This is a genomic window from Agrobacterium sp. rho-13.3, assembly GCF_033957765.2.
GTDB lineage: Bacteria > Pseudomonadota > Alphaproteobacteria > Rhizobiales > Rhizobiaceae > Agrobacterium.
This window is the reverse complement of record NZ_CP192777.1, coordinates 57,071-68,794: the sequence shown is the minus strand read 5'-3', so window position 1 is coordinate 68,794 and position 11,724 is coordinate 57,071. Positions and strand designations below refer to the sequence as shown.

The 11,724-nt window shown below is 56.4% G+C and carries 12 protein-coding genes and 1 pseudogene; 4 read left to right on the top strand and 9 right to left on the bottom strand.

What is annotated here, in order from left to right; genetic code table 11:
* Positions 1-9: 9 nt before the first annotated feature.
* From RMR16_RS25795 to RMR16_RS25770, 6 genes are all read right to left on the bottom strand, one after another.
* Positions 10-1,005, bottom strand: coding sequence for an ABC transporter ATP-binding protein (locus tag RMR16_RS25795; RefSeq protein WP_320187965.1), 996 nt, complete (start codon positions 1,003-1,005; stop codon positions 10-12).
* Positions 998-2,095 carry an ABC transporter ATP-binding protein gene (locus RMR16_RS25790; RefSeq protein ID WP_320187964.1) on the bottom strand — a complete coding sequence of 366 codons (1,098 nt, stop codon included), beginning with the start codon at positions 2,093-2,095 and terminating at the stop codon, positions 998-1,000. The genes RMR16_RS25795 and RMR16_RS25790 overlap by 8 nt, the downstream gene beginning before the upstream one ends.
* A gap of 4 nt (positions 2,096-2,099) precedes the next feature.
* Positions 2,100-2,288, bottom strand: coding sequence for a hypothetical protein (locus RMR16_RS25785; RefSeq protein WP_320187963.1), 189 nt, complete (start codon positions 2,286-2,288; stop codon positions 2,100-2,102).
* Complete coding sequence (locus RMR16_RS25780; protein ID WP_320187962.1) at positions 2,285-3,226, bottom strand: carbohydrate ABC transporter permease; 942 nt, start codon at positions 3,224-3,226, stop codon at positions 2,285-2,287. The genes RMR16_RS25785 and RMR16_RS25780 overlap by 4 nt, the downstream gene beginning before the upstream one ends.
* Positions 3,223-4,170, bottom strand: a complete 948-nt coding sequence (locus RMR16_RS25775) for a carbohydrate ABC transporter permease (RefSeq protein ID WP_320187961.1) — start codon at positions 4,168-4,170, stop codon at positions 3,223-3,225. The genes RMR16_RS25780 and RMR16_RS25775 overlap by 4 nt, the downstream gene beginning before the upstream one ends.
* Positions 4,171-4,271: 101 nt before the next feature.
* A complete protein-coding gene (locus RMR16_RS25770; protein WP_320187960.1) occupies positions 4,272-5,606 on the bottom strand; it encodes an ABC transporter substrate-binding protein in 1,335 nt (444 codons plus the stop codon).
* A gap of 256 nt (positions 5,607-5,862) precedes the next feature.
* Here RMR16_RS25770 and RMR16_RS25765 point away from each other — a divergent pair, with 256 nt between their 5' ends.
* Positions 5,863-6,885: a LacI family DNA-binding transcriptional regulator gene (locus tag RMR16_RS25765; protein ID WP_320187959.1), complete on the top strand. Its 1,023-nt coding sequence runs from the start codon at positions 5,863-5,865 to the stop codon at positions 6,883-6,885.
* A 312-nt stretch (positions 6,886-7,197) separates the two neighbouring features.
* Here RMR16_RS25765 and RMR16_RS25760 read toward each other — a convergent pair whose 3' ends face one another.
* Complete coding sequence (locus tag RMR16_RS25760) at positions 7,198-9,021, bottom strand: methyl-accepting chemotaxis protein (protein WP_320187958.1); 1,824 nt, start codon at positions 9,019-9,021, stop codon at positions 7,198-7,200.
* Between the two features lie 271 nt (positions 9,022-9,292).
* Here RMR16_RS25760 and RMR16_RS25755 point away from each other — a divergent pair, with 271 nt between their 5' ends.
* The 3 genes and pseudogenes from RMR16_RS25755 to RMR16_RS25745 form a co-directional block, all read left to right on the top strand.
* Complete coding sequence (locus tag RMR16_RS25755) at positions 9,293-9,763, top strand: GlcG/HbpS family heme-binding protein (protein ID WP_320201335.1); 471 nt, start codon at positions 9,293-9,295, stop codon at positions 9,761-9,763.
* Between the two features lie 122 nt (positions 9,764-9,885).
* The gene (locus RMR16_RS25750; protein WP_320187956.1) at positions 9,886-10,119 is read left to right on the top strand and encodes a hypothetical protein; all 234 of its coding nucleotides are present in this window, start codon (positions 9,886-9,888) and stop codon (positions 10,117-10,119) included.
* Positions 10,120-10,148: 29 nt separating this feature from the next.
* Positions 10,149-10,370 (top strand): annotated as a pseudogene (locus RMR16_RS25745) (hypothetical protein); the annotation flags it as partial.
* A 7-nt stretch (positions 10,371-10,377) separates the two neighbouring features.
* Here RMR16_RS25745 and RMR16_RS25740 read toward each other — a convergent pair.
* A complete protein-coding gene (locus RMR16_RS25740) occupies positions 10,378-11,022 on the bottom strand; it encodes an SOS response-associated peptidase (protein WP_320187954.1) in 645 nt (214 codons plus the stop codon).
* Positions 11,023-11,051: 29 nt separating this feature from the next.
* Complete coding sequence (locus RMR16_RS25735; protein WP_320187953.1) at positions 11,052-11,717, bottom strand: SOS response-associated peptidase family protein; 666 nt, start codon at positions 11,715-11,717, stop codon at positions 11,052-11,054.
* Positions 11,718-11,724 lie beyond the last annotated feature (7 nt).

Genomic DNA, 11,724 nt, shown 5'->3' with positions numbered 1-11,724 from the left:
TAGCCTCCCTTAAACTAAACGCATGCCGGCCGCGTCGAAATAGAGCGGCTTGTTCGGCTGGATCTTGATGGTTTCGCCGCCCTTGAGCTCGGTATGGGCGTCGGTGACGGTGATCAGGTTGTGTGTCCTAAACAGCAGGTGCAGACGAGTTTGATCGCCGAGATGTTCGACGCGTGTGACCGTTGCATCCTGGCCGTCGCCCTGATCGATATGTTCCGGTCGCAAACCAAGGGACTTGGCCTTGGCGGGCACGCCCGGAAAGAGCTCGGCGGGGACGATATTGATGCGTGGTTGGCCTAAGCGGGTCGCCGCATAGATGCTGACGGGTTGTTCGTAGATGTCCCGCGGTGGGCCGAACTGGACCAGCCTACCTTCGTGAAGAACGCCAACATGTGTCGCCATCGTCATCGCCTCGACCTGGTCATGCGTGACATAGAGCAGCGTCGCACCAGATTTGGCCTGGATCTTCTTGAGCTCGATGCGAAGATCGGCCCTGAGCTTGGCATCCAGCGAGCTCAGGGGCTCATCCATGAGGTAAATCTGCGGGTTCCTGACCAAGGCGCGTCCGATGGACACGCGCTGCATTTCGCCGCCCGAAAGTGCTGTCGCCTTATTATCGAGCTTGTGTGAGATCTGCAGGATTTCGGCGATCGCGTTTACTTTTTCGTCGATGATATTTTGCGGCGTCTTCAACAGCGGCGACTTCAGGGGAAACTCGAGATTCTGGCGCACCGAAAGGTGCGGATAGAGCGAATATTGCTGGAACACCATCGCAACATTGCGCTGAGCCGGCGTCAGCCCGCGCATTGATCGCCCACCGATCAGGATCTCTCCATTATCCGGGGTGTCGAGCCCCGAAACCATGCGCAATGTCGTCGTCTTGCCAGCTCCCGTCGGCCCGAGAAGAACCACAAACGATCCGTCCGGAATGACCATCGAAACCTCGTCGAGTGCCCGATGGTCGGCAAAGGATTTCGTAATGTTGTTCAGGATGACTTCAGCCACGGTGCAATACTCCTCTATTGGCCTCGGAAACAAGTGCGTTCCCGGTTGACGAATCGAAGATGGTCAGGGTCCTTGAATCGAAGTCCAAACCGATAAGTTCGTCGACACGCGCGGATTGGTTTGAAGGGGTGCGAGCCTTGATCTCGCCGTGAGGCGTATCGATCGTGACGATTTGTGTCGTTCCGAGATATTCGACGGCCACAACCCGGCCCCGATAGATCGAGTTGTCATCGAACCTGACATGTTCAGGTCTGACGCCAACTGCCAGCTTGCCCTGACGTTCTTCATGAGATTCCGGCACTTTGACCTTATGGCCGGAGAGCGCCACGGAGTTCCCTCCAGCTGCAATCGACCCATCGAACTCCAGGAAGTTCATCGAGGGCGAGCCGATGAACTTCGCAACGAACTTCGTCGCCGGCCAGTCGTAGATCTGCTGGGGCTTACCGAATTGTTCGACGACGCCATGGTTCATCACCACGATCTTGTCCCCCATCTGCATTGCTTCCAGCTGATCATGCGTCACATAGACTGTGGTGGCACCCATGCGATCGTGCAGAGCCCGCAATTCTTCGGCCATATGCTCGCGGAACTCGGCGTCGAGGGCGCCGAGTGGCTCGTCCATGAAGAAGGCTTTCGGATTGCGCACGATGGCGCGGCCGAGCGCGACGCGCTGCCGATCGCCGCCGGAGAGGCCTCCGACGGGCTTGTCGAGGATATCTTCGATCCTCAGGATCCTCGCCACTTCCGCGACACGCGTGGTGACTTCGGCCTTCCTCATGCCCTGGCTGACAAGCGGATAGGAGATGTTCCCGCGGACGTTCATGTGCGGATATAGGGCGAACATCTGGAAGACGAATGCGATGTCGCGCTGGCTCGCCCGCTTCATGCCCACCTCTTCGCCACCGATGTAGATTTCACCACTGGTGGGAAGCTCAAGGCCCGCCATCATCCGCAGCGTCGTCGTCTTGCCGCATCCGGAAGGCCCGAGAAGCATGAAGAACTCGCCATCCTCAACGGTAAACGTGGAAGATTTCACCGCGTTGAACGCCCCGAAATCCTTGCGCACATTCTGAATTCTGATCTGTGCCATGGGTTCACTCCGGGAAATGGCTGACGATGATGAACATCACTGTTCCGACCAGCGTCACGAGGAAAGAATACGTGTAGAGCGATAGCGACAGGGGCTGCATCAGCATGACGACCCCGAGCGCGATCAGGACCGATGCTAGCATTTCCCATGCGTCGCGGCGCAGGCGGAACAGGCGATTAAGAAACGTTGTCATTTGCGTACCGCTCCGAAGGTAATGCCGCGCAGGAGATGTTTGCGAAGCAGGATCGTGAAGACCATGACCGGTACCAGGAAGATCGTTGCGCCGGCGGCGACAGCTGGCCAGTCCTGACCGCTGACGCCGATGATGGTCGGGATGAACGGCGGAGCCGTCTGGGCGTTGCCCGATGTCAGCAGCACAGCGAAGGCATATTCGTTCCATGCGAAGATCAGGCAGAAGATCGCAGTCGACGCAATGCCGGTGACGGCCTGGGGCAACACGACCTTATAAAAGGCCTGGAAACGCGTGTAGCCGTCGATGAGTGCCGCCTCTTCGTATTCGATCGGGATTTCGTCGATGAAGCCCTTGAGAAGCCAGACTGAGAGCGACAGATTGACCGCCGTATAGAGCAGGATCATGCCGGCGTGGGTATCGCTGAGGCCCATTGAGCGGAACATCAGGAAGATCGGGATCGCGACTGCGATCGGCGGCATCATGCGCGTAGAGAGAATGAAGAAAAGGAGGTCGTCCTTGAACGGCACTTTGAAGCGGGAAAAGGCGTAAGCTGCCGCAGTGCCAAGTGCGATGCAAAGGACAGTCGAGCTAAAGGCAATAATGACAGAGTTGGTAAACCGCTCGGCAAAGCGCGACGCACCGGTGATCACCACACCTTCCTTGCGAACCAGCTTATCATACCACGTCGTCGGTTCGCCGAGTGCCTTGAGTTGATCCTCGGGCACGCGGGTGCGGGTGGTGAAAAGGTTGACATATCCTTCGACCGTCGGCTCGAAGATCATCTTGGGCGGGTAGGCGATCGCGTCTTCAGGCGACTTGAACCCGGTACCAACGATCCACAACAGTGGAAGGAGGGTGATTGCTGCATAAAGAACAACCAGGATACCGGCAAACCATTTCTGACGCCCTGAGGGCTCGGTTACGGAATAGCTGCTCATCTCTGTTTCACCTTGTTCAGTGCTTTGACATAGATCGACGCAAGGCCGAAGACGGTGACGAATAGAATAACGGCGTAGGCGGATGCGTAGCCGGTACGCCATTGCTCGAAAGCGGCGCGCTTCAAATTGATCGAGGTCAGTTCCGTGATAGATCCGGGACCGCCGCCGGTGAGTTGGACCACGAGGTCGAACATCTTGAAGTTTTCGATGCCGCGGAAGAGGACGGCCAGCATCAGGAACGGCAGTACCATCGGGATGGTGATCGTCCAGAACTGGCGCCACTTGCTTGCACGATCGCATTCGGCCGCCTCATAGATGCTGCTCGGGATGGACCGCAGACCGGCCAAACAAATCAGCATGACGAAAGGCGTCCACATCCAAGTGTCCACGATGACGATGGCCCACGGTGCCAGCGTTGTGCTGGCGATCATCGAGAAACTGGACGGATCGTTGCCGGTGAGGAAGCCGACCACGTAGTTGAAAAGGCCTATTTGCGGCTGGTAGAGAAAGGTCCAGAAGTTGCCAACGACGGCTGGACTCAACATCATAGGAAGCACGATGATCGTCGTCCAAAGGTCATTGCCGCGAAACTTCTTGTTGATCAAATAGGCGAGAGAGAAGCCGATTAGCACCTGCAGGACGATGGTCCAGATGAGAAAGTGCGCGGTCGCCTGCATGCTTTGCCAGATGTCGTTATCCGTCAGAATGCTGATATAGTTGCGCAAGCCGACGAACTCGACCGGTGCGTTAGGCCGGTTGACCCTGATATTCGTGAAACTTAGCCTAATCGTCCAGACCAATGGAAAGATGTTGATGGCGAGCAGCAACACGATCGACGGTGCTACGAAAAGCCAAGCTATTGCGCGATCAGATAGACCTCTGACGCGAGCCGCGATTGCGGGCGGAGTCGCGCTGGCGTCCCGATCGATCGGTGATTGGAGCATGTCCGTCTCCTTGGTATGAAGGTGGTAGGATGCAGGGCCGGCACGGTCCGCGTGGCCGGCCCTGCGTGACGCTCACAGCTGGGAGGAAGCGTGCGTAAGCGTCAGTATTTGCCTTCGTCCTCGAAGACGGCTTTCCAGTCCTTCGCGAGGCCATCGAGGGCTTCTTTTGGGGTGCCCTGATTTGCGATCACATAGTCGTGGAAACGCTTCTGGGATGCCTGGAGGAGAGACGCGTAGGAGGGCTCAGCCCAAAAATCCTTTACGATCGCCATAGAATCGAGGAACGGCTTCGCGTAAGGCTGACTGGAGGCAAAGCCCGGATCTTCCACCACCGCCCTCAGCGCAGAGTAACCGCCAAGCTTCCACCATTTCTGCTGGATTTCGGGCTGGCCGAACCACTTGATATAATCAAGGGCTTCTTTCTGCTTCTCGGACGCCGCGACGACCGAGATGCCCTGACCGCCGAGCTGGGCGAACTGCACGCCCTTCGGGCCGGCCGGATTGGGGAAGTAGCCTGACTTATCGCCACCGACGTTGGGGTCGGCATTGATGCCCGGCCAGGTAAAGGTGAAGTTCATCTGCAACGCGACCTGACCTGATTTATAGGCGTCAACGTCCTGAGTCATGTATGCGTCGGAGTGCCCCGGAGGCGTGCAGCAATCGTAGAGCTTCTTGTATTCTTCGAGGCCTGCGACAGCATCGGGGGAATTCACGAAACCTTCGAGGTCGTAGGGCTTGTTCGGATTCTGGTATTCGAAGCCATAGCTGTATAGCGCGTTCATGGCGCCCATGGTGATCCCTTCGGAACCACGCTCCGTGTAAATCGCCGCACCGTAAACCTTTTTGCCGTCGATTTTACGGCCTTGGAAGAACGTGCCGATGTCGATCAGTTCGTCCCAATCTTTCGGGACTGCGAGATCACGGCCATACCTCTTCTTGAACTCGGCCTGTAGTTCAGGGCGTGAGAACCAGTCCTTTCGGTAGGTCCATCCTACGACGTCGCCGAAGGCAGGCATCGCCCAGTAGTTAGGGGTATTCTTCGGCCACTCCGCGTATCCGACGACCGTCGCGGGGATGAAGTCGTCCATCTTGATTCCTTCTTTATCGAAGAAATCGTTGAGTTTGACGTACTGGCCGTTCTCCGCTGCGCCGCCGATCCACTGGCTGTCGCCGATCAAAAGGTCGCAGAGTTTGCCGCCGGAATTCAATTCGTTGAGCATGCGGTCTGCGAAATTGGGCCACGGCACGAATTCGAAATGCATCTTGTTGCCGCTTTTCGCCTCGAAGTCCTTGCTGAGCTCGACGAGAGCATTGGCGGGATCCCATGCTGCCCAGCACAAAGTGAGATCAGCGGCCTGAGCAGGAAAAACCGTTGCCAAAGAGACAGCAGCGTACGCCCCGGCAGCGAGTGCCGAGTTCATAAAAAGGGACTTCATTTGGGATCCTCCCGTTGACCTCTCGACCTCCATCGAGAGGAGTAAACAAGTGATACGGCAAATGGCGCAGTGTTCGGAAAGCGCTTTGGCCGGGCTAGTCAACCATCCTCTCGGCTTCTGGCCGCTCAGGCGTCGCCATTTCTCATTAACTGAGGTGCGGACCTCAATGCAAGCTTATTTTGAGGTCCGCACGTCAAATCTTGCTATTTTGGAATTTTTGGAGGAAATGTGGCAGAGTTAATCGATTGGAGTGCACATGCGGCCCACAGCAAAAGATCTCGCGGAAGCAGCTGGCGTGAGCCTCGCAACCGTGGATCGCGTCCTGAACGACCGCCCGAACGTAAGCAAGAAGGCGTCACGGAGTGTCCAGGAAGCTATTGAGCGGATCGGGTTTATTCGTAATCCAGCCGCCGTCAGCTTGGCGCGCAACAAAAATTACCGCTTTCGGTTCGTACTCCCCAAAGCAGGAGACCTCTATCTTCGCGAGCTTTTGCAGCGCGTGAAGGAGTTGAAGGAGGTCCTCAAGGGCGATCTCACCGAGATTGACTACACGCAGATTCCCATCAGCGACGCCCATTTCGTCGCAAAATATCTCACAGAGCTAAGCGAGAACGAGGTTGACGGGGTCGCGCTGATGGCTCCCGAGTCACCACAGGTGCGTGATGCCGTGGCCCGGCTCCTCGAAAGAAATATCCAGGTCGTCCAGTTTCTGTCAGGGCAGGAGAAACTTCCTGCCGCCGATTTCGTAGGTGTTGATAATTTTGCAGCCGGGGCAACCGCCGGCAAGTTGATCGGCAGGTTTGTCTGCCGAACGCCCGGCAAGGTGATGGTCATCGCCGATACGATGCAATCTCTGGACAGCATCCAACGGCGACACGGCTTTGACAGCGTGATCAACGAGCAATTTCCTTACCTTAGATCCCTGCCTTCCATCGAAACGCATGCTGACGAGAAACGCGCGCAGCAGATTATCGCCCGGGTGCTCGATAACAATAGGGATATTATCGCGGTTTACGTACTAAGCTCGGAGGCACGCGCTCCTCTCACGGCAACCGCCGCGCACGTAAATCTCAGCGATCTTGCCGTCGTTGTTCACGAGCGAACTCCCTTCACTGAGGAAGCGTTGCGCGACAACCGTATCGATGCTGTCATAGGTCAAGATCCGGGACACGCCGTGCGCAGCGCTGTTCGCATCATGCGGGCTCGCGCAGATTCGAAAGAGCCCCTGGCAGCACAAGAAAAGATAAGAATCGAAGTCCTTCTTAAGGAAAATCTTTAAAATTGGCCGTGCACGCGCTGGACCGGCCCGCTACGTTTGACGTTCGCACCTCACATTCAGAGGGCCGAGGGGCCGATCTGGCGTATCTTTCCTCGAAATCGCAACGGTTTTAGGATATAGCCTTCGCCAACATTTCTTTTTCTGTGCTCAGCAGTCCGCACCAGAGAAGCATGACGGAGGTTGGCAGTCGTTCCCACATTGAGAGTTCGGCCGTCCATCTTCAGACGCAGGTAAAAGTGCCGATTGCGGCGGAACCAAAGCCTGAATCAGTATTTTTTTCGAAGGCGCCGCAATCTCGTTGGTCTTAATTGGTCAAGCTGCTTTTCTGGAAAGGTTGTCACCCGCTTGGGTGCCGGCGGTTGTCTTGAATGCGCGCATCAGCTCGGCAAGTTGGGTTGTTTCCAACAAAAGGTTCTGCGTCGCGGCTGTGGTCTCTTCGACCATCCCCGCGTTCTGCTGCGTAACCTTGTCCATTTGGGCGGCCGCTGCAGATACCTGATGGAGGCTGGCAGCCTGATCTTGGGCGCTGACTGAAATTTCGTTTATCGCACTCGATACGCCGTCCACCTGAGTTAAGATGCGCTCGAAGACGATGCCTGATTCCGTAACGAGTGCTACGCCGTCCTTAACCTGACTATTAGCGCTCGATATTAGACCCTTGATTTCTTGCGCCGCACTCGCCGACTGTTGGGACAGCGCCCTAACCTCTTGTGCGACGACAGCGAAGCCCTTTCCGCGATCGCCCGCCCGAGCTGCCTCAACGCCCGCATTAAGTGCAAGGAGATTGGTCTGGAAGGCAATCTGATCGATAAGGCCAACGATGTTGTTTATCTTGCCCGAGGACCGTTCGATCTCAGACATTGCCCCAATTGCCTCAGCCAACACTGCTGCGCCTAGCTTCGCTTCATTATGAGCACCCTCTGCCAATTTTGTCGCTTCGACGGATTTCAGCGATGTTTCCTCAACCTTTTTCATCAGCTCTGAGAGCGCGGCTGAAGTCTCTTCAAGGGCAGCCGCTTGCTGCTCGGTCCTTCTGGAGAGATCGGATGCGGAATCTGTGATCCCGTTCAAGTCGGCCTGCATTGAGCTGATGCCAGCATCAACAGCGGCTATGGCGTTTTCGAGCCGTTCAACTGAAGAATTGAAGGCGGTCCGAATAGGTTCGAACTCTTGGGGAAATGCGCCACCGATGCGCGTCGTCAACTCACCAGTCGCAAGTCCTCCAAAGGCGATCTTCACGTTGTCGATAAGGTCGCGCAAGCGCTGCGTGCGGGCGTTATCCTCTGCCGCCTGCCGCTTCTGGATCTCCGCGCGCTCATTGTTGGCGATCTCTGCTTCATTGGCGAGCCTGCGGTTTTCGTTGGCAGCTTTTTTAAATACTTCAACGGAACGGGCCATGTCGCCAATCTCGTCCCGGCGCTGACGCCCATCAATCTCCACATCCAATTCGCCGGCGGCGAGGGTACTCATAGCCCCGCCAAGCTTGCGCAAAGGCCCGGTTATGCCTTTGGAGGAAACAAGGAGCGCTATGACAATTCCAAATGCGATACCCGCAAAGGATCCCGCCAGGGTGAGATAGATCACCCTGTTGGTTGTGCGGCCAAGGCTTTCGGCATGATAGGACGCGCTGGAGGATATTTGGTCGTAGAGCTTGGAGTAGGCCTGATTGAAATCAAAATAGGATTTGTCGAGTTGCTGAAGTGAGGATCGCTGACTTTGATCATCCGGATTTATCGCCACCATCGCAGCTCTCTCGCTAGCGGTGTCGACCAGTCGCACTGCCTGCCGCAAGGCGTCGATGTCTGCTTTATGGTCCGGGAAACGCCGCAATGCGCCGTCCAGCAAAAATGAGGCGCGGTTCAAACTGCGTGTCCTCAGCGCCTTCGATGAAATGACCACCCCAGAATTCCTTGGGTATGCGGAGACCCTGTGGGTGGCAAAAGCTGCATCGCTCACGCTTTTGGCGACGCCAACGAGTTTCAAGACCCCAGGATCTCGCTGATTCACTAGCAAGGAATAGTTCGAACCTATGTCCTCGATCTGGTCACTGGAGAACACCGCTAAAGCGGCGCTGACCAAACTGACCCCTAATACGATTCCCAGGATCTTGGTTCTAATTTTCACGCGACTGAGCATAGGAATTCCTGTCGATTGTAAAAACGCGGTTGCCTGCGGACGGGCCGCGCCTCTGCTGCTCGTTGGTCCGCATCGTGGAAAAGGCAGATTAACGTGAATTCCTTAATAATTTTTGACGTCCGCACGTCATTTTTGCGGTAGTACCACTAAAGACAAGATTATTCGCTTGTTTTGATGTTCGAACCTCAATAGATTTTGATCGATCCGGGGCTGCCGGATTTTTTCTTTAGAGGAGGAGATTAGAATGAGGTTGTTTCTTGCAGGGGGAGCGATGATCCTCAGCGCAACAGGCGTCGCTGCGGCCGAAACCAAGCAGTTTTTGACGCTTGCAGACGCGACGACGATGGCAGAGGCGTGCCTAAAGCATCAGTCAAAAGCGAAGTATAAGCCTATTAATGTCGTGATCGTCGACGACGGTGGAAACATCGTTCTGACGAACCGGCAGGATGGTGCATGTAAGGCTTGTGGGGACATTGCCGAAAGCAAAGCCCGCACAGCCGCACTTTTTGACGACGCTACAAGAAGCTTCGAACTGAAAGCCTACGGCAAAAACAAAGATGGCGAGGCAGCAGAGATGCCGGGCATTGCTCTGGTACCAGGTCTCATCGCGTTCCCCGGCGGGGTTCCCATTCACTCGGGAGGAACGGTTATCGGCGGCATTGGAGTCAGCGGAGCGAGTGGAGACGAAGATGAGCAATGCGCTATTGCTGCCATCGGAGCCTTTCAGGCCAGCCAGCACTAGCTTCTTCGGTCCTCACGCCTCTATGGGCGTGAGGACCAGTAGCGGAAACCAGAAAATTCTTTGAGTTCAGATCTATGCCAACGGGCCTTGAACCTGTGTCAGCCGACTCGATTACATTAGGAATGGAGTACATTCCCGGTCCGAAAACCCTTTCCGAGCATCCCGATCACTTTCTGAACTGTCAGGAAGCGATTGCGGACGCATTCAGACAGTTGGCCGAGCAAGCGGTGATGGCCGGTTGGGGAGAGACCGAAGTCGCCGGCGACTGGTGGATTGCCGACTGCCACATGCTTTCGCTGGCATCCAATCTGGAAACAGAGCGAATGTTAGACCAGGCGATCAAAGGCGGGCGCTAGGAGAATGTCGGACCGATATCCTCAGACGCCGGAATAGACTGGTCAAGGATTTGATGTCCGCAAAAAGGGCTGTTCGCGACGCAAAGGGCGACCCCGATGCGATGGCAAAGGCTCGACATCTGGTCGATGATGCCAAGGTTGCTCTCGGCGAGCGCGGTGCGCCCTGGTGGGAAGATGGCGCACCGGATTATAATCGGCACATGGCAAAAAACACGCCCTATGCCGAGTGGTTCGCCAACCTCGGAAAATAGGCTGGCGTCAAAGCAGCAGCGGTGCCTCGGGTGCAGACTTCTTTTTCGCCCACAGCTCGCTGGTCCGCTCCATTGTCACCAATTCAGCCGGAAATGTCCGTTTCTGGAATGCTAGCGCATCATCGAAGGTACCGTGCAGCCATTGTTCGTACTCATCGGGCTGTAACAGAACAGGCATCCGGTTGTGCACGGGTTGGATCGCCTCATTGGCGTCCGTCATGACCCCGGAATAGACCGGACCCCACTCGTCACTGATCCGCCACAGCCCTGCCCAAGCGAAGACCGGCTGGTCCTTCAGGGCAAACCAGGTGCGGGTCATTCTGCCCTTCTCCCCCTCGGCTTCGGCAAAACCCGTCACGGGGATCAGGCAACGCCATTGGGGTTTTCGAGCAAGACCAATCCACATGCCTTTCGCAAGGTCAGCGATATTGTTGACCGGCTTTGGCTTGGCTTCCGGCTTCATGCCTTTCAGGCGCAGCGGAAAACCCCACACCATCGAGCGGAGCTCGCGAACACCGTCATTCTCCGTCACCACCATCCCGGGCGTGCCCGGATAGACTTCCTCGGGAGCGTTCGATTGCATCGGGTTTGGCACACGGAAGTGTGCGGCCACTTCCGCGGCGGAAAGACGGACGGTGTACAAGTTGCACATGTGACGGACCTTTCAACACGAACCCCGGCTTACTTAAGCATGTTGTCCCGACGGGGTGAAGCCTTGGAGGGTGCAACGCCGCTTTGCCAGCGGTCGCGGCTGTGCAGGATTTCGAAATCATCGGAAGACGGCGGATCGCGAAACTGGAAGGCGATCACATCTTCGATCGAACCGTGAAGCCAGCGATCGTATTCTTGCCGCTCGAGCAAAACGGGCATTCGGTCGTTGAAGGGCCTGATCTTATCGTTTGCGGTCATGGTCATGCCGGCGAACACCGGGCCGAAGTCTGGAGTGTTCTTGCAGAACCCCGCCCAAGCCATCAAGGGTTGCCGGTTCTTCGAAAACCACGATCTGGTTTTCTCGCCTTTGACACCTTCGGGGTTGGCGAAGTGGGTGAGTGGGATCAAACAGCGGTATCTGGGGTCAACGACGATGCGATCCCAAAGCGGATTGGTGAGATCGGCAACGAGGCCAATGCGGCTCGGTGGCTCGCCTTCACGCCTCATGTCGCGTGTCTGTCGCGGAAAACCCCATGGGACGGACTTCAACAGCCGCAATCCGTCCTTCTCAAGGACGATCAGTCCCCGGGTTCCTTCCACGGTTTCGCTCGGCACCTCAAGCGCCGGTGCGTTATCGACCGCGAAATGGGCGACAATCTCCTCCAGGCTTTTGGTGACTGCAAACAGGCGCGACACATCGGTC

Bases quoted from the DNA above. Each gene is read 5' to 3' on its own strand.
- RMR16_RS25790 (WP_320187964.1), bottom strand. From the start codon at position 2,095: ATGGCACAGATCAGAATTCAGAATGTGCGCAAGGATTTCGGGGCGTTC.
- RMR16_RS25785 (WP_320187963.1), bottom strand. From the start codon at position 2,288: ATGACAACGTTTCTTAATCGCCTGTTCCGCCTGCGCCGCGACGCATGG.
- RMR16_RS25780 (WP_320187962.1), bottom strand. From the start codon at position 3,226: ATGAGCAGCTATTCCGTAACCGAGCCCTCAGGGCGTCAGAAATGGTTT.
- RMR16_RS25775 (WP_320187961.1), bottom strand. From the start codon at position 4,170: ATGCTCCAATCACCGATCGATCGGGACGCCAGCGCGACTCCGCCCGCA.
- RMR16_RS25770 (WP_320187960.1), bottom strand. From the start codon at position 5,606: ATGAAGTCCCTTTTTATGAACTCGGCACTCGCTGCCGGGGCGTACGCT.
- RMR16_RS25765 (WP_320187959.1), top strand. From the start codon at position 5,863: ATGCGGCCCACAGCAAAAGATCTCGCGGAAGCAGCTGGCGTGAGCCTC.
- RMR16_RS25760 (WP_320187958.1), bottom strand. From the start codon at position 9,021: ATGCTCAGTCGCGTGAAAATTAGAACCAAGATCCTGGGAATCGTATTA.
- RMR16_RS25755 (WP_320201335.1), top strand. From the start codon at position 9,293: ATGATCCTCAGCGCAACAGGCGTCGCTGCGGCCGAAACCAAGCAGTTT.
- RMR16_RS25750 (WP_320187956.1), top strand. From the start codon at position 9,886: ATGGAGTACATTCCCGGTCCGAAAACCCTTTCCGAGCATCCCGATCAC.
- RMR16_RS25740 (WP_320187954.1), bottom strand. From the start codon at position 11,022: ATGTGCAACTTGTACACCGTCCGTCTTTCCGCCGCGGAAGTGGCCGCA.